The sequence below is a fragment of the Apibacter adventoris genome (genome assembly GCF_002964965.1).
Taxonomy (GTDB): Bacteria; Bacteroidota; Bacteroidia; order Flavobacteriales; family Weeksellaceae; genus Apibacter; species Apibacter adventoris.
In genome coordinates, this window is record NZ_PSZN01000006.1 from 83,875 (window position 1) to 102,505 (window position 18,631).

General features: G+C 27.9%; 17 protein-coding genes. 14 read left to right on the top strand and 3 right to left on the bottom strand.

The genetic code is table 11. From position 1 onward, the window contains the following. Nucleotides 1–16: 16 nt before the first annotated feature. From C4S76_RS04125 to C4S76_RS04145, 5 genes are all read left to right on the top strand, one after another. The gene (locus C4S76_RS04125; RefSeq protein WP_105192945.1) at nt 17–1,408 is read left to right on the top strand and encodes a hypothetical protein; all 1,392 of its coding nucleotides are present in this window, start codon (nt 17–19) and stop codon (nt 1,406–1,408) included. A 34-nt stretch (nt 1,409–1,442) separates the two neighbouring features. Further along, nucleotides 1,443–2,171 (top strand): SDR family NAD(P)-dependent oxidoreductase, encoded by a 729-nt coding sequence (locus tag C4S76_RS04130; protein WP_105192947.1) that lies wholly within the window; start codon nt 1,443–1,445, stop codon nt 2,169–2,171. 11 nt (nt 2,172–2,182) lie between these two features. Further along, nucleotides 2,183–3,769: a hypothetical protein gene (locus C4S76_RS04135; protein WP_105192949.1), complete on the top strand. Its 1,587-nt coding sequence runs from the start codon at nt 2,183–2,185 to the stop codon at nt 3,767–3,769. Between the two features lie 109 nt (nt 3,770–3,878). Next, nucleotides 3,879–5,390: a hypothetical protein gene (locus C4S76_RS04140; RefSeq protein ID WP_181044052.1), complete on the top strand. Its 1,512-nt coding sequence runs from the start codon at nt 3,879–3,881 to the stop codon at nt 5,388–5,390. Next, entirely contained in the window at nt 5,383–5,970 is a 588-nt protein-coding gene (locus C4S76_RS04145) for an HAD-IB family phosphatase (protein ID WP_105192953.1), read from the top strand. Before C4S76_RS04140 ends, C4S76_RS04145 begins: the two co-directional genes overlap by 8 nt. 56 nt (nt 5,971–6,026) lie before the next feature. Here C4S76_RS04145 and C4S76_RS04150 read toward each other — a convergent pair whose 3' ends face one another. The 3 genes from C4S76_RS04150 to tyrS all read right to left on the bottom strand — a co-directional run bounded on the left by C4S76_RS04150 (nt 6,027) and on the right by tyrS (nt 8,377). Then, complete coding sequence (locus tag C4S76_RS04150; protein WP_105192955.1) at nt 6,027–6,452, bottom strand: DUF6646 family protein; 426 nt, start codon at nt 6,450–6,452, stop codon at nt 6,027–6,029. Between the two features lie 50 nt (nt 6,453–6,502). Then, a complete protein-coding gene (locus C4S76_RS04155) occupies nt 6,503–6,997 on the bottom strand; it encodes a hypothetical protein (RefSeq protein WP_105192957.1) in 495 nt (164 codons plus the stop codon). 84 nt (nt 6,998–7,081) lie between these two features. Then, on the bottom strand, nt 7,082–8,377 hold the full coding sequence (gene tyrS / locus C4S76_RS04160) for a tyrosine--tRNA ligase (RefSeq protein ID WP_105192959.1): 1,296 nt from the start codon (nt 8,375–8,377) through the stop codon (nt 7,082–7,084). 412 nt (nt 8,378–8,789) lie between these two features. Between tyrS and C4S76_RS04165 the strand changes: the two genes are divergently transcribed. The 9 genes from C4S76_RS04165 to C4S76_RS04205 form a co-directional block, all read left to right on the top strand. Continuing rightward, on the top strand, nt 8,790–9,596 hold the full coding sequence (locus C4S76_RS04165) for a hypothetical protein (RefSeq protein ID WP_105192961.1): 807 nt from the start codon (nt 8,790–8,792) through the stop codon (nt 9,594–9,596). A 17-nt stretch (nt 9,597–9,613) separates the two neighbouring features. After that, nucleotides 9,614–10,087 carry a DUF4280 domain-containing protein gene (locus tag C4S76_RS04170; protein WP_105192963.1) on the top strand — a complete coding sequence of 158 codons (474 nt, stop codon included), beginning with the start codon at nt 9,614–9,616 and terminating at the stop codon, nt 10,085–10,087. Between the two features lie 101 nt (nt 10,088–10,188). Continuing rightward, nucleotides 10,189–13,029 (top strand): LysM peptidoglycan-binding domain-containing protein, encoded by a 2,841-nt coding sequence (locus tag C4S76_RS04175; RefSeq protein ID WP_105192965.1) that lies wholly within the window; start codon nt 10,189–10,191, stop codon nt 13,027–13,029. 11 nt (nt 13,030–13,040) lie between these two features. Next, nucleotides 13,041–14,078, top strand: coding sequence for an SH3 domain-containing protein (locus tag C4S76_RS04180; protein WP_105192967.1), 1,038 nt, complete (start codon nt 13,041–13,043; stop codon nt 14,076–14,078). Between the two features lie 2 nt (nt 14,079–14,080). Then, nucleotides 14,081–15,043, top strand: coding sequence for a hypothetical protein (locus C4S76_RS04185; protein WP_105192969.1), 963 nt, complete (start codon nt 14,081–14,083; stop codon nt 15,041–15,043). Nucleotides 15,044–15,633: 590 nt separating this feature from the next. Continuing rightward, the gene (locus tag C4S76_RS04190; protein WP_105192970.1) at nt 15,634–16,794 is read left to right on the top strand and encodes a hypothetical protein; all 1,161 of its coding nucleotides are present in this window, start codon (nt 15,634–15,636) and stop codon (nt 16,792–16,794) included. Nucleotides 16,795–17,002: 208 nt separating this feature from the next. Beyond that, on the top strand, nt 17,003–17,257 hold the full coding sequence (locus C4S76_RS04195) for a hypothetical protein (RefSeq protein WP_105192971.1): 255 nt from the start codon (nt 17,003–17,005) through the stop codon (nt 17,255–17,257). A 5-nt stretch (nt 17,258–17,262) separates the two neighbouring features. Next, the gene (locus tag C4S76_RS04200) at nt 17,263–18,159 is read left to right on the top strand and encodes a hypothetical protein (protein WP_105192972.1); all 897 of its coding nucleotides are present in this window, start codon (nt 17,263–17,265) and stop codon (nt 18,157–18,159) included. A 5-nt stretch (nt 18,160–18,164) separates the two neighbouring features. Then, the coding region (locus C4S76_RS04205; RefSeq protein ID WP_221404983.1) for a hypothetical protein at nt 18,165–18,631 on the top strand (467 nt) is incomplete at its 3' end.

Consider the following 18,631-nt stretch of genomic DNA (forward strand, 5'->3'; position numbering starts at 1 on the left):
AAAGAAGTAAATCTTAATGAAAATAAATTATTTAAAATATTGGGTTTTATTCATTTTTGTAATATTAAAAACTGCTGTGCTTCCCTTTTTTCTCCCTTCTGGAGGAATAACATCAGATTCAGTAGATTATTTTAGAATAACCATTGGATTTCCTAAAATAGTAACAGATTTATTTCCATTAGGTTATCCTTTTCTTGTCAAAATATTTTACTATATAATCCCAGATTATTTTTATAGTACTAAAATTATTAATGTTTTAGGAATTTGTTTTATTGGTATTTTTTCTTATTATAAAAAATTTTTTTTTAAAGAAACAATTATACTTTTAACGTTCAAAATTTTTTCGCTCTTTCTCTTTTCTTACTCTGAACCTCCATTTTTAGTATTGGAATATTTACTAGTATATTATTTTTACCAATATTTTTCTGGAGAATTAAAGGGAATTAGATTTGTTTTTCCAGCCTCTGTGATAATGATATGTATGTTTCTGGTAAGATATTCTGGGATATATATATATTTGGCTATTGGATTATACTTTTTATATTATACCATTAAAAATAAATTATTTAAAACTTTTTATTATAAAAGTTATTTTTATTTTTTAATATTTTCAGCAATAGGAATATTGGGATATGTAGGATTTAACTATACACATTTTAACGATTTTATTGGAGAAAGTTCCAGAGGATTGCCTAATTATAATAACATATATACATTTTCACATGAAAATTTTTTAGGGGTTATTAACGTATTAAATCCCATATTATCAGTAAAAGTTACAGAATATAGTAGCTCTATAATGTTATTAATAGGTATAGTTTTAATTTTAATAGATATCTCTCTATTATTTATGTTCTTCATAGGATATAAAAAATTTTTTAAAAGAGAAGTTAGTAATTTTCATCAATTATTACTAACCATTGGAATAGTATATTTAGGATGTATGATTTTTTCTGAATACACGCAAAGAATCGAGATAATAAGTACAAGAATGATATGTGAATCTTCTTTTGTGTTATTTTTTTCCGTTCTTATATTATATTACAAATGTTTTCCAGCAAAAACTAAATGGTTATTTATATTGGGAGTTATTTCTTTATTGTATAGTATTATTGCAATTATAAAAACACCATCCAATTATTTGAAAAATAGAGAGAAGGTTGAATATGCTTTAAAGAAAAGGAAAGAAGTAAAATATTTTTATAGGGATTCAAATGGTGAAGATGGAAAAATGACTATAAAAATTCCTTTTATAGACAAAAAAATAGATTATACAAATGTAAATATAATTTCAGGAAATTATAATTTATATATTGTTACAGGATTAGAGCCTTCAATTAAATTAATTTCTAATGATAAAGATATAAAAGATAAAAATCAGATTTTATATAATTCTCAAATAAAATAAGTAATTCAGATTTCTAAAAATAAAATTTGTTATAATGATAATATTAGGAGCAACATCAGATATTTCACAAGCTTTTATAGATAAGGTTTTGTCAGAAAATGAAAAGAAATATCCTAAAATTTATTTAGTGACTTCTAGTTTTGATGAAACTCAGAGATTAGCACACCATTTACAGGTTAAATATAAACAAGACACCGAAGTTATTCCTATGGACATAACTCAAACTATAGATTACTCTGTTTTTGACTCTATTGAAACAGACTTATTATTTTGTGCAGCAGGATTTTTAGGTAAAAATACAGAAGAAGGTTTATATGATGTTAATAATACTGAAAAAATTATTCAGATTAATTATCATGGATTAGTTCCGATAATCAATTATTGGGCACAAAGATTTGAAAAAGTCGGAAAAGGTACAATCATAGGATTGTCATCTGTAGCAGGATTAAGAGGAAGGCAAAGTAATTTTATTTACGGAAGTGCAAAAGCTGGTTTCATGGTTTATTTAGATGGACTAAGGAATTATCTATATCATAGAGGAGTTCATGTTATGACTGTTTTGCCTGGATTTATGAGTACAAAAATGACAGTAGGTCTTCCTCTTCCCAAAATTTTAACCACTTCACCACAAAAAGCAGCTCAAATCATTTACAAGGCTTATAACAAAAAAAGAAATAAAATATATGTAAGTGGTATATGGTGGTACATAATGACTGTTATAAGGGTCATTCCTGAATTTATTTTTAAAAAAATGAGGATGTAAAAAATAATCCAATGAAAACAAAACTAATATGCTCTTTTATTCTTGCCTTATTATATTTAATAATTAATTATTATTATATCAAAGTATTTAATTTTGAAGAAGACGCCTACATCATGTTCAGATATGTAGAAATGTTCGTAAAAGGATACGGTATTACTTTTTATCCAGGAGGAGAACATTTAGAAGGAGCGACAGATTTTTTGTGGTTTATTCTCTTATCAATTTTAAATAAAGTCCATATAGATGTTGGAATAGCATCTTTAATACTTAATGCATCTGGAGTTTTCCTTATAACCTATATTATGAGTGCAGTTGTATTAAATGTTCAGGATACAAGAACCGTAAAAATTTTATTTCCATTTTCATTTTTATGGATTTTATTTATTCCTATTTTTGCAGCTTTAGGAGGCTTTAGTGTATTTTTATATAGTTCTATTATTCTTCTTACTGTACATTTATTAAATAAAGAAGAAAAAATAAATTGGATCCCTATACTTTCCATTATAATATCTTTATTTCGCCCTGATGGAGTAATCTTTGGAGTATGTTTTACATTTATAGGATTATATATATGTGTAAAAGAAAAAAGGAGACAATATATTATCAATATGATGATAGCCCTTATCATTGGGATAATATACTTCACATGGAGATATACTTATTTTAGAGAATTACTTCCACTGCCATTATACGTTAAACAGTCTAATGATGTATGGTTAACTGTTAAATTGAACATAAAAGTTTTTTTCTCTTGGGGAAGCATAGCGGGAGTTACTTTATTCTTGATTTACTTTATACTACAAAAACCTCAAGACAAAAGAAAAATATTTCTATTATCTATTCCGATAATTATATTCTTTTCTATACTGATTTTTGTCTATCTATCTCAAAATGTATCATTCAGATTTCAAGCACCTGTTATGTATATAGGATATTATCTTATTTTAAACATGTTGATTAATCTCCTAAGATTTAAGATAAAGCATAAAAAATTATTAATTGGGTTATTTTATTTAGTAATTTTATTAACTACAATATCGACTATTAGAAATTTAGGGTGGAATTATATATATAATAGGTTTACTTATATGAATAATACATTTCCGATTCGGTTTTCAGAAAAAATATTGCATGATGGAGATGTTATTGCTCTTACAGAAGCTGGCAGATTACCATACTGGATAAATAAAAAAGTTCAAATAATAGATTTGGTAGGGTTAAATACTAAATACACAGCTAAAAATAAAACTACAAAACAATATATTGAAAAAGTAAACCCAGATATTATTATGGCCTTTATCAATACTACATATGAAGGAAATAAAAATGTATATTGGATAGAAGATCCTTACATTTTTAAAAACTCAATAAATATTAGTGGAATAGAAAAACACGATCAGGCCATGATAGCAGTAGAAAATTTTTTATTAGGCCACTGGAAGGAATATGATGTATTTTTTGTAAAGTTTTGGCATAGTTATCCTCATGTATATGCAATTAAAAAAAGTAAGAAAAAAAGTGATATATTATATAATTTATTAAATGAATCTTTTAACAATTATACATCTTATTTTGAATTAAAAAATCTTTTAAAATAGTGAAATATTTTAATATTTATTAACTATGAAGTTAAATTTAAAAAAAGGAATATATTCATTCTTAATTGCCATATTTTATGTGGTAATTAATATTTACTACATATCAAAAATGAATTTTGAAGAAGATGCCTACATCATGTTCAGATATGTAGAAATGTTTGTAAAAGGATATGGTATTACTTTTTATCCTGGAGGGGGACATTTAGAAGGAGCTACAGATTTTTTATGGTTTTTACTTTTATCTATATTAAATAAATGTTATATAGATACTGGAATAGCCTCTATTATACTTAATTCTCTAGGGGTATTCATAATAACTTATATTTTAACTTCGGTTATATTGAAATCTAAAGATAAAATAATAAGAAATATTTTGTTTCCGTTTTCTTTTTTATGGCTCTTAATTGTTCCTGTATTCGCAGCATTTGGTGGTTTTAGTGTTTTTTTATATAGCTCAATAATACTTCTCACTTTACATTTATTATATAAAAGAGTAAAAATAATTTGGATTCCTATATTATCTATAATAATAGCTTTATTTCGTCCAGATGGAGTTATATTAGGAATTTGTTTTACCATTTTGGGATTTTTTTTATCTGAAAAAAAGAATAGAAAATTATATTTTGTTAACGTATTTATTGCTGCAATAGTAGGAATATCTTACTTTTTATGGAGATATAATTATTTTGGAGAATTATTGCCTCTTCCTTTATACGTTAAACAGGCAACCAGTATTTGGAAAAGTTTTAAAATTAACATATATGATTTTACATCGGGAGCTGTAATAGTGGGGATTATATTATTTGTTATATGTTATATTTTGCAAAACAAACAAGAAAAAAAGAATATATTTTTATTAGAATTACCATCTATTATATTTTTTCTAACTATATCTTTAGCTCATCAATCTCAAAATATAGCTAGTAGATTTCAGGCTCCGGTTATATATATGGGTTATTATCTTATTATTGTGATGATAATAAATTTGTCTAAAAATAAAGGGAAATATAGGTTAGTATGTGTTGGCTTATTTTATGTGCTAATTCTTATTTCTCTTTGTAATAGTATTGCCCATATTTTATGGACATATGGTCATAGTAAAAGATCCTATATCAATGTATTTCCTTCAAAATTAGCAAAAAATATACTGGTAGACGGGAATACTTTAGCTGTTAGTGAAGCAGGAAGGATTCCCTATTGGGTAGATAAAAAAGTAAAAATAATTGATTTGGTGGGATTAAATACAAAGTATACTGCCAAAAATGAAATCACGGAATCATATATTGCTAAACTAGACCCTGAAGTAATTATGATATTTATACATAATACATTTAAGGGAACTCAAAATGTGTATAAAATATCTGATAGAAATTTAATTAATCGATATATTTATATAAATGGTAAGGGAAAAGAATATCAGGCAATGTTGGTTACTTCCAAATTTATATATGACCATTGGGATGAATATGATGTGTTTATGGTTAGATTTCTTGATTATTACCCTCATGTGTATGCCATAAAGAAAAGACTCAATAAAAGTGAATTAATGTTTAAATTGTTAAATGAATCTTTTAACGAATCTTCGTCCTATTGGGATTTAAAAATGAAAAAGAATGAATAGAAAATTATACTTATTTGATTTTGATGGAACCATAACCAATAAAGACACTTTGTTTGATTTTCTGAACTTTACTTTTCCTACTACGTATAATTCTGTTTTTATAAAATATATCCCCTTATTTATAGCAACAAAGTTTAAATTGATAAAAGCAGAGGAAGTAAAGAGAAAATTTATAAACTCATTTTTAAAAAATAAGAATAGAGAAGAAATTGAAATTTTAGCAGATAATTACTTTGAAAATAGGAAAAACATTATTATTAGACCCGAAGCTTTAAAATATATAACAAACTTATCTAAAGAAGAAAATAAATATATCGTTACTGCCTCTTTAGATTTATGGGTTAAACCTTTTGCAAATTATTTAGGACTTAGACTAATTTCAACAAAAGCAGATTTTGACGGTAATATATTTCATGGAAAATTTAAAACACCAAACTGTAATTATAAAGAAAAAGTTGAACGGATTGTAAAAGAAATCCAGTTATCACAATTTAATGAAATATATGCTTTTGGAGATACTAAAGGCGATAAATATATGTTAGAATTAGCCACACATCCCCATTTTAGGTATTTTGAATAATATACTTTAGAACAAAACAATTTTTGTTTCTAACCGGTAGTAGAATAAAAAAGAACTTAAAGATTAATAGTTACACCTATAGCTCCATGGCTACCTATTTCAGCAAAAACTCCAAAATTTTGATTGAAAAAATATCTATACCCTAAATGTGCACCAATACCAAAACCATCATTTCTGGCACCAATATTCACTCCCGGATATAGATCCATATTGTAAGGCAGCCCTATAACATCTCCTAAATGGAAATTAGCTTTCCCATAAATAAAAAAATTATCATCATCATCACTCCAAAAAAATTCACACCCGGCACCTATAGACATCCAATCTATGACACCATATTCATAAGAACCTGTAATTCCCGTACCATAACCAAAAGCATTAAGCCCGATTTGTATTTTTTGATCTCCCGGCCCACTAAAAACCTGAGCTTTGGACAAAGAGAACGTACATAAAAATAGACTTAAGAAAAATAATTTTTTCAATGTATTAAATATTTAAATTAATATAAAAATTAAATCATATTATATATGATTCAATCCTCTATATTTAAAATATCATTTGTAAAAACACAAGATATTTTAAATTTTAAAGGATCTTTATTTGTAATAAAATCTTCACAATAGCCAGTCCAGATCATTTTTAAATTCCCCTCTTCGTCTTTTCCGAATTTAAGTTCATTATCATCTGTATCTAAATCTTCCTCATCATTAAGATTTAAATTGGTATAGAAAATATCTTCCATATCGCCAATTTCGTTTTCCTTTTCTTCAAATGCAGGAATTTTAAAAGATTTTCCGGATAACTTAAGAATAGAATCAACCGGAATTTCAAAATCTTCAACAGTAAAAGATACCTGTGGATATTCATTTTGATAAGAGTCTTCTTCTACATGCTCTAAATCGTCAGAAGATTCTATTTCTACGACTAAAGTATTTTTATTATTTAAAAAAACTACTTTACAAAAACATTTCCTGATGTGATATTCTAAAGTTTCATCAGGATGGTAAAACTTAATAAGTCCCTTCATCTGTTTGTTCTATAAGACGTTGCAAATATATTTATTTTTTTATCAGAATATAAATTTTTAAGGATAAAAAAATAAAAATCATGTTTATATACCTTTCAAAATAAAATATGATTTTTTACCTCTTTGCAATAAAATATACTTGCCTTGTAAAAGATTACTACTATTTATAACAAAATCTTCTTTAATTTTATCCTGATTTACAGATATGGAATTTTCTTTTAAAGCTCTTCTTGCTTCTCCTTTAGAAGGTAAGAAACCACTAAAATCAGAAAGAGCTTCTAAAATAGGAACTCCATTTTTAATTTCTTCTAAAGATACTTCCTTTTGAGGCACACCGTCAAACAATGATAAAAAAGTAGATTCATCTAAAGAAAGGAAATCTTCTTTCGTAGATTTTCCAAATAAAATAGCCGAAGCTTTTATAGCCTTTTCGGTTTCTTCATTTCCATGTACCCAGCGGGTAACCTCTTCCGCTAATTTTTTTTGTAGTAAACGAGATCCCGGGTTGGCACGGTGCTCATTTATTAAGCCTTCTATGGTTTCCTTACTTAAAAAAGTATAGATCTTGATGTATTTTTCAGCTTCAATATCGGCTACATTCAACCAAAACTGATAAAATTTAAAAGAAGAAGTTTTATTTATATCTAACCAAATATTTTCCCCCCCTTCGCTTTTTCCGAATTTTGATCCGTCTGCTTTAGTGGTTAAAGGGCAAGTAAGAGCAAAAGCCTCTTCAGATAATTTTCTCCTGATAAGCTCTGTTCCCGTAGTTAAATTTCCCCATTGATCAGAACCGCCCATTTGGAGTTTTACTCCTTTTTCTTTAAATAAATAATAAAAGTCAAAACCCTGAAGTAGTTGGTAGGTAAACTCTGTAAAAGACATGCCATCCTGAAATTCCCCATTTAGTCTTTTCTTTACCGAATCTTTGGCCATCATATAATTTACTGTTATATGCTTACCAATATCTCTGGCAAACTCTAAGAAACTTATATTTTTCATCCAGTCATAATTATTAACTAAAACGGCTGAATTGGGCTGATTTCCATCAAAATCTAAAAAACGGGCTAATTGAGATTTAATCCCTATTAAATATTTTTGTAAAGTTTCGTCATTTAATAAGTTCCTTTCATTACTTTTTCCCGAAGGGTCTCCGATCATACCGGTAGATCCCCCGATAAGAGCAACAGGCTTATGGCCATGCCTCTGAAGGTGTACCAAAAGTAAAATAGGAACTAAGCTTCCTATATGAAGAGAATCTGCAGTAGGGTCAAAACCGATATACCCCAAAGTCATTTCTTTATTCAATTGTTCTTCTGTTCCGGGAATCACATTATGAATTAACCCCCTCCATGTAAGTTCTTCAATAAAAGAATTCATTTTTTAAATTTTAGAGAAACAAAGGTAAAATTTTTTATACAATCTCTTATAAAACATACTTGTAAAAACCTTACTTTTTGCTGGGATTTATATTTTTATCATCAAAAATTATCCAATAATAACGGTGAGCAAGTAAAATCTTACAATTACTTATGTTCTTTTTGCATAAATTTTACAAGCTTATGAAGAAACTCCGGGATTTTCTATTCGTAATTTCTAAAATATGAATAACATTACACGAAATGTAAACACTTTGTTTATAATGGGTTTATTCTAAATAACAATAAAACAATAAATATATATCTGTGTTTTTAGATAAATTATTTAAAAAAAATAAAAAAATAATTAATGAATCATCTTTTTTATTACATTTGTCTTTTATGTTTATTAATTAGTGTTTAGTAAAAAAATAATGGGGAAAGTAAATTTCGGAGCCAATAACTCACTTTTTTCAAATATCTATTCTCAGGATTCTGTGTATAAAACTACTATGAAAACACAAGGGCAGGTGGTGACCTATGAAATTTCCTTAAACTATAAAAATGAGCAGGCAACCCTTTATCTTAAAAATTTATTACTCAACGGAAAAGCTCCTGATTTCCTTGTAGATCAACTGGCATGCCGTGCCGGAAATCCCTTATATCCCCTAACGCTTTCCCTTACCCCACATGGGGGAATTCATAGAATAGTAAATTATGCAGAGATCCTGAGTCGTTGGAATTCCGTTAAAAATGATTTATTTACCTATTATAAAGATTCCTATTCTCAAAATTATTTACAGCAGAATAATGATTTTTATAATTCTGAAATGTTATTAAAGACCCGTATTCAAAACACGGCGTTTTTCTTTTTATTTTTTGGAGGGATATATCAGCGGGAACTCGATCAAGATTTTTACAGGGAATATTCTTGTAAATATAAAGGAGTAGAGTATTACTTTTCTGAGCGTGTAGATGCCTTGACAGATAATCAGGATTGTTTTTCCCTTTATCGTGAAGGAGTTCATGAAGACAGAACTGAAAAGCTCTCTATGCGGTATCTTCTACGAAACTCGGATAAAAATATAGAAAAAGCATTTTTCACCTTATATAAAAACGGAAGGGCTGAACAGCAGTTATCGCTGGAGGAATCTGAAATACAATCAGTTGTTATGAAAAAAGATTTATCCTCGTATGCAGCGAAAAACTCTGTAAATTTTTGGATAGATGAAAAAAAATGAAAATTAAAAACTAAACGATGAAAGAAAAACACCTTGTATGCCAGGGGGCTATTTGCCGGTGTATCTATGGAAGCAATACAGATATACTGAGAGTAAATACCCAAAGTAAACGCTATATTAATGATTCTGAAGGAAAATATAAACTAATAGCGACCAATTGCGAACTGGGAGCCACATTAGAAAAAAATACTTTTGGGAGTTGTGCTAGAAAGAACGGAAATTCCTGTACGGTATTCATAACCGAATGGCAAGATTTTTATGAAGAGGTAAAATTGGAAGATAATGGCGGAAAAATTTTGCTCGAAGACAGTACGGCCAGCTGCCCTGTAGGTGGTTCCGCCTGCATTCAAATTGTCTTTCACGGACAACAGGCAGAACTTTCTAAAAAGAATTTTCAACACGCAGATCCTTTGATACATGAAGCCCTTAATCCGGTGGGAGATATAGAGAATATACAACAACTAACTGAAGATATATATGAAGCTCAATAAAAAAAGATTAGCAAACTAGAATTTTTATTTATGAATTAAAAATAAAAAATCTAACATTTAACTATGAAAAATACTAAAACCACAAAATCTAACTTATTCCTATGCCTGACTATATTTTACATAAAGTAAAAAAGGGTGATACCCTTTGGGGAATTTCCCGAAAATATGAAATAGAAGAACATAAAATTGTACAAGCCAATCCTGAAAAAATAAAGCTGGTGAAAAAGGGTAGCAGCTATACCCCTGTTATTTATGAGGGTGATACTTTGCGCATCCCTCAACCGGACGAAGAATCAAGGGCTTATATAATACGAGGGAAAAATTCTTTGGGAATGGGAGAAAGCGCCGAATATGAACTATTAGATAGTGAAGAAAATCCACCCCACTATCCCTCGGAAAAAATAACCTGGGAGTTTTATGTGGAAGAAGGAGAGGAAAACTGGAGAAAGCTGCGTTTAGAAAAAGAAAAAACCGGACAAAAATTTACGATTATCTTTACCAATCAAAAACTTAAATCTAAAAAAGTCCGTATAGAAGCTTATCTGAAAAGAGAAAGCAGTAACGAAAAACTGGCGGAATTTTTTATGACTTTAGACGGGGAAGATGTTCCCGAAATAAAGAAACTGGAGTTGCTAGATGTAAATCGTAATAAAATAAACAGAAAACTATCTTATGCAGAAACTCTCTTTGCCCGTGCCCAATGTACGGGTATGGAAGGCGAAACGCTATATTTTACTTTATGGGAAGACGATGCTCCCGGTGCCGGGCACAGCAAAGAAAACGAAGAAAATATTATAGCTACTAAACAAGCTAGTGTCATTCAGGGGTTGGCAGAAGTGTCTTTTTCTTTAGTCTATTCTACCATGGCTCCTATTGCTAACCGTAAAATACCTTACGGACAAAAAGACGAAGGCAGATACCATGAATATTATGTAACCGTTAGCCGTCATGAAGGTTCACCCGAAGATAAAAGCAGTGAAAATGTAGAGGTAATCAATCCCGATTATATTCCGCCACCTAAGCCTCAGCCGAAAAAAAAGAAAGCTCCCCAACCTCAGCCTGCAGCTCCTAAGGTTATTCATAAAGAAAGGGTAAATAACTATCCTAAACCTCCTGCTTCTGCATGGAAAGAGCCAAAGATCATTAAAGTATCTCTTAGAGATGGCAACGGAAAGGAATGGACACGTCGCCCAAAATATGGAGAAAAAATGCAGGTTTATATAGAGAGTGAAAATATGGTGAACCGCAAGATTAGGGTGAGAATATACGATAAAGATAAATTTTCTGATGACCTGCTGCATGAAGAAGATCGCATAGTTAGAGCAAATTCCAGTTATCTTACCATTACTCTTACCAAGGCTATGCAAGATAAGGGGGGAGATTTTTGGTATCAGGATATTTTTGCTGAGGTTTCCTTATATGAAACCCGACAAACTTTAAAAAGTACAATTATAGAAGTAGATAAAACAGATTTTTCTATTCCTAAAACCGAAGGCGAGAATGTGGTTACCAAAAATTCTTCCGAAAAAGGGAAGGGGAAGAATGAGGGGAAATGCCCAAGATGTGATAAAGATATAACTTTAGAAGAAATAAAGAATATATGTGTTGACGTTAAAGGTAAATGTCTAATTACTAATGACACATTAATAAAAGCAGCTATTCCGTATTTAAATCAATATAGGAAAAAAGTAGGTATTAATACATGTATAAGGAAAGCGCATTTTTTAGCACAGATAGCGCAGGAAAGTAAATTTTATGATACAGAAGAATGTTTTAATTATTATTGGGAGTCTTTAATAGTCAATTTTAGTGCTTTCAGTACTGAAGAAGGTAAAAAAAAGGCAAAGATGTGGGGAAGGGCAGTGAAAGATAAAGGGGCAAAAGGATATATTGCTGTTTCTAAAGAAGATCAAATTAATATAGCTAATTGGGCTTATAAAAACAATAATAAAAACGGGAGCTTTAGCTCAGGAGATGGTTCTGTTTACAGAGGGAGAGGTTTTAAACAAATAACCTGGAAAAGTAATTATGAAGATCTGTCTAATTATTTTAATAAAAATATGAAGATAGGAAATGAAGCTAATGTAGATTGGGTTAAAAACCCTCTGAATTTGACAAATAATCCTAAAGAGGCTATTACTTCTGCTTTAGCTTATTGGGGATCTAAGAATATTAATCAAAAAGCGGTAGAAATTAGTGATTTATCTGTTGAAAACGTAACATATTTAATAAATCCTTCAAAAAAAGGACTAAGTGAACGAATTAGGTTTTTTAATAAAACAGTGGATATTTTAGAAACTGATAAATGCGCTCTCTTATCTAAAACAAAAAATAATAACAGGATAGATAAAGGTTCGCTGGTTATTGTATCAGGAAATGCTTCTATTTATGGAAGTGAAGAATCTTCTTCTGGAAACAAAAAATGGTTAATTTATAAAGTATCTGTCTACTGCAATTTGTCTTATAATAATTATAAAAAATTGAAAGACTCCCAAAAATTACCAAAAGCTGATTATATTACATATTTAACTAGAGATGCGCATATGAAAAGTTCTGAGAGATCCACTAAAAGGTATGGAACATCTAATGAAGCTCCTCCTGGAAAATATTACCTTAATAAAGGGGGTAAGAGTCAAAAGTTTCACATATACCTTTCTGATAAAGAAGGTGTTGGAGCCTCTTCTATTCAAGGTGCAGATGGATGGAGAGGTGGGATTGCTATCCATGGGGGATGGTCTATTGGATCATTAGGTTGCTTAACTACTCATACTTCAAATTATGGTAATAGAGTAAAAGCACAACCTATAAATCCTTTAGTGCAAAAACTTATTGATAATATTCCTGATTTCAATAATAATTCAGATGATAAACCTGTAATCTTAATACTTGAAGAACGAAGTGTTACAAAAACAGGAACTGTTTGGACTGGCAATAAATCGTAAAAGATCACAATATGAAAAAAGTACTTATATTTTTACTAACTATTATTTCTTTTAGTAGTTGTATTAAACACAATAATAAAGATCAAAATATGCTCAATAATAAAATAGAAATTTTAAAAAATAACAATTTTGAATTTCCAGAAGATAACCTGTTTAAAGAAAGAATTAAACTTGTATTTGGGGTAAATATAGATTCTGTCTTCAGCAATGAATTCTATCTAGAGATAAAACCCATTATACCTGATGCTCCAGATTTTTATCCTACTGTGTATAAAAAAGAAAAGTATTTAGATACGGACAACTTCACTAACGATTTATCTTTTGTTTCATTTAATAAATACGTTTTTTATGAGGATAAAATGGCTTTTAATTATTTGAAATTTAATGATAATTATTACTTATATATGTTAGTTCAAGATTATGGATATTATAATAATGAATTACTTGAATATATCTTTAAAGAAATAAAAAATGATTTGGAAACTCCTTTTGCATATTCTGTATTTTTTGGAAGAATAGGAATTCATGGAAATTGGGAATTGAGAAAAGAAATATTTCAAAAATATATTAATCAATACCCTGATGTAAACATTTCTGCCACTTCTTTTATAGCTCCTATTATAGAAGAAAAAAATCCCTATGAAGGGAACAGAGAATATGATGTTGCTTTTATTTTAAATCTTCTTATTGAAAGAAATCAGAAAAAAGATATATATCCTGTAGGAGAAGTTGATTATTTATTTATTAAATATCCAAATTTTTTAAAACACCTAAAAAATAACAATTACTATTCTTTTCCTAAATTAAAATCATATTCAGAAAACCAGTCTGATTCAGATAATAGTGATAATCCTATTGAATATTATATTCAAGATCCTGATGGATTTACCAATCTAAGGAAAGAAAAGAATTCCAAATCAGAAATAGTGCAGCAAATAAAAAATGGAGAAAAAGTGGAAGTATTAAATGAAGAAGGAAAATGGTGGTTGATAAAGACCCAAAAGGAAAAACAGGGGTATGTGTATTATGACAGAGTAAAAGTTAAATAAAAATGGGAGTAAAAAAGAAAAATGCTTTAGTACTTATTTTAATTATTTGTGCATTTATCGCATGTAAGAAATCCCCTGAAAAAATTATATCAGGATCTGAAAAATCAGATACTATTTTTTTGATGGATAAAGAAATTCTTTTTATTTCACCGAGTGATAAGAATATTGAAAATCTTAAAAAGAAATATGGAGATGACTTTTATACGATTGCAGATGATGCACATACTTATTTTTCTGACGCATCCACCTATTTGGATTCTCTAAAAGTATCTTATAAAAATTATAATGATGACAGAATAATTGGATTTAAAATAAATAATAAATTTATAGAAATTCCCAAATATAAAAATCCATGGTATTTAATCTTCTTTCAAAATGATAAATATAAAATGTTGGATTTAGTAAATATCAGAGAAGAATATGTAAAGTTTTTCAATAATGGAAATCTCGCTAAATCAACAAATTTAGATTCAAAAAAAATTATAGATTCTATTGCAGGGAATCAATATTTTAGAGTGGAAGAAAAAGACTGTGATTTAAATAATGATTCTTTTCAAGACAAAATTATTATTTTAGGGAATAATCATGATATTAATCCTCAAGATCCAAGTACTAAAATAGCTCCGATTATAATTCTATTAAATGAAAAAAATGAAAAGTATAAAGTATTGATAAACAATAGGATATATCCAAATGATTTTGGAGACGCTTTTAGTAGGTTAGTTATTAAAAATGAATATTTCACAATAGAATTGAAAAATACAATTCCAGACAATTATGATTCTGAAAAGTATATTACATTTAAATATGATGCTGTAACAAAAAAAATAAATCTATATAAGTATAGTGAAGATATTAATTGGCATGATGGTAGTAAATCAAGTATTAGATGTAGCAAAGAGCGTTTAGGTTCAATATATTTTGATCAATTTAACTCTAATTCAATCAATGAAAAATGTAAATAAAAAGAAAATAATGAAAAATTTTAAATTCTTGTGTTTTCTTTTTATAGCTATTGTCATGTTTAATACCATTAGAAAACTAGAAATGATTTAATCATATACCAATCTTAATAGTATTATATTTTTAGGATATCCTAGTATTTCAGAAAATGATAATTTCAATTATTTAGTATAAGGTAGAAATCTTAAAAGATCATAACATGAGAAAAGTACTTATATTTTTACTAATTATTTTTTCTTTTAGTAGCTGTATTAAACACAATATTAAAGAGCAAAATAAGCTAAATTATATTTTAATGATATATCAGCAAATGATGGGAGAAATATTGGGCATAAAGGTCATAGGGTAGGGAATGATATAGATATAAGGCACCCTGGTAGTTCTGATGGTACTCAAACACTTTGGAGCGAAGCTATGAAAAAATATGGAACAGAAAATAAATTTGTGGAAGTTTTAGAAAATATTTTGTATACTGCAAACCCAATGGGGATTTAATACAAACTATGCTTACAAATCAAATATTAAATATACCAAAGGGGTGGCTATGAGTGTACATCAAGATCATTTCCATATTGGGTTAAAATAAAAAATTATGAAAAAAACAACTTTATTGTTTATTGGGCTTTTGTGCACAGTTAGTTTTGTTTTTTGTCAAAAGAATGAAACTAGGCTAAATACGTCAGAATTATTAGCAAAACCAAATTTAGATTTTGAAAAAGTAAAAAAGCATTTGGAATTGCAAAGTAATTATGAAGTTGAGGATGGTGATATTTCTAAGCAATATAATTTGACCGATGAAGATATAAATATAGGTGCTAAAATTATACAAGCTGGATTGATAGATAAAGGATATAAAATACCTTCAAAAGAAGTATATAAATCAACGGTTGAAAATGTATTTGGTAAATCTTTGCCCTTATGTAAAAATCTAATTAATCACGAAGACTTCAGTGTTTATCTTATATCTCAAAAAAATGAAAATATAGATGAGCTTAGAAAAACAGAATACGATTATACTTATGATCATTTATTTTTGAGTGAAAAGTTTGGAATTATTTTTTATGTTTCTCTATTGGATGACTTATTTGAAGTAAAAGGCGCAAACATTAAAATAAATATACCCGAAAAGCTGGTTGCTAGAAACAAATATATTTTTAACAATGATAAAAAACAATTGAAATGGCTTTTTGAAAATGATAAGGTATTTTTATTTCAATTGATAGATGTTTTTGGATACGACAAAGATGATGCTTTGAATGAAGTAATTTTAAATGATGCATATAAAAAATATAGCAATGAAATTCCAAATCAAACAGAAAAAATTGGATCTTTGTTTTTTTCAAAAAATTGTAATGGTAAGCTCCAGATCAGAAAGAATCTATTAAAATATGTGAAAAAAAATACATTTTCAAATAATAATAGATTAATAGAAGCTCTTACTACATACATGTCTGCATTGTATTATGGAGATAAGGATAATGTCTTTAAAGAAGACCCATCAATCATATTCACCGAAAAAGAAAAGGCAGAAATTGTAGCAAATATAGCAGCTATTGAGACACCAGCTTATAACAAGTTTAAAGAAATTGACCCAAGTGTATGGGATAGAGAGGGAACTGCTTTTTACAATTTGACAACTGCTTTTCCAAAAATAATAACGATTATTGAAAGAAATCAATTCTTTGGAATCCCTGAAATGGAGGGAATAATAGAAAACTTAGCTCAAGAAGCACCAATTTCACCACCAAATTGAAAAAGCATAATTTATATATTTTAAAATAGTTGGAAAAGCAAATAATGGTACCTATACTAAATCATTTAATTTAATTGCAGGCAAATATTATTCGACATATTATTTAGGTAACAATAAAAAACGCACTTCTGGATGGACTTCTGAACTTCAAAATATATATGCTGAAGATTGGAATCAAGATCTTTCGTTAATTTCAGAAGGCTCAGCAATGAAAGATGGAACATGTTTTCCAAGTGTTTCACATACTAATGGAGAAAGTATAGATTCGGATTATTTTAATTTAATAAATACACAAAAATATGTGAATGCAATGGCAAATTTTGGCATAACAACATTTTATTTTAAACCAGGAATGAAGTTAGTCAAACCTAAAAAAGCAATAACATTTAAAGAAGATTCTCATCATAAGGCTCATCTTTATTGTGGAGTAAAAAATATAGCTGTAATAGAAATAAAAGAATAAATTAAATGAAAAGAATACTTAGTTTAGTAATATTTGCATTGACAATTAATATTTCTTGTCAAAAAAAAGAAGTGATTCATAATATGACGGAATCAACAATAGATAGTTTAGTAGAAAAACCAAAATTATTATATTTTGATGATGATAATATTGAAGATAAAGCACAGATTCAAGAAAAAAATAGCACAAAATTTTTAAATTTTGTTCTTAAGATTTATTTGTCATCTCAAAGTAAAACAATTGAAATACCTGTTTTAAATAATAGTATATTGTATAATAATATAAAAACAGATTATTATGTAAGTGATCCGATTATTAAAGGTAAAATTATAGAGCTAAGTGTAGATTATGCAAATCAGGTTACGAAGAAAAATATTTCAGGAGAAAAGAAAAATTTGATTGAAAAGATTAAGTTTAGATATGATATTCATAATAAAAAAATACAAGTTATAGGATATGACTTAAGTTATACGAAAGATAATAATGGTGCCTATACTAAATCATTTAATTTAATTGCAGGCAAATATTATTCGACATATTATTTAGGTAACAATAAAAAACGCACTTCTGGATGGACTTCTGAACTTCAAAATATATATGCTGAAGATTGGAATCAAGATCTTTCGTTAATTTCAGAAGGCTCAGCAATGAAAGATGGAACATGTTTTCCAAGTGTTTCACATACTAATGGAGAAAGTATAGATTCGGATTATTTTAATTTAATAAATACACAAAAATATGTGAATGCAATGGCAAATTTTGGCATAACAACATTTTATTTTAAACCAGGAATGAAGTTAGTCAAACCTAAAAAAGCAATAACATTTAAAGAAGATTCTCATCATAAGGCTCATCTTTATTGTGGAGTAAAAAATATAGCTGTAATAGAAATAAAAGAATAAATTAAATGAAAAGAATACTTAGTTTAGTAATATTTGCATTGACAATTAATATTTCTTGTCAAAAAAAAGAAGTGATTCATAATATGACGGAATCAACAATAGATAGTTTAGTAGAAAAACCAAAATTATTATATTTTGATGATGATAATATTGAAGATAAAGCACAGATTCAAGAAAAAAATAGCACAAAATTTTTAAATTTTGTTCTTAAGATTTATTTGTCATCTCAAAGTAAAACAATTGAAATACCTGTTTTAAATAATAGTATATTGTATAATAATATAAAAACAGATTATTATGTAAGTGATCCGATTATTAAAGGTAAAATTATAGAGCTAAGTGTAGATTATGCAAATCAGGTTACGAAGAAAAATATTTCAGGAGAAAAGAAAAATTTGATTGAAAAGATTAAGTTTAGATATGATATTCATAATAAAAAAATACAAGTTATAGGATATGACTTAAGTTATAC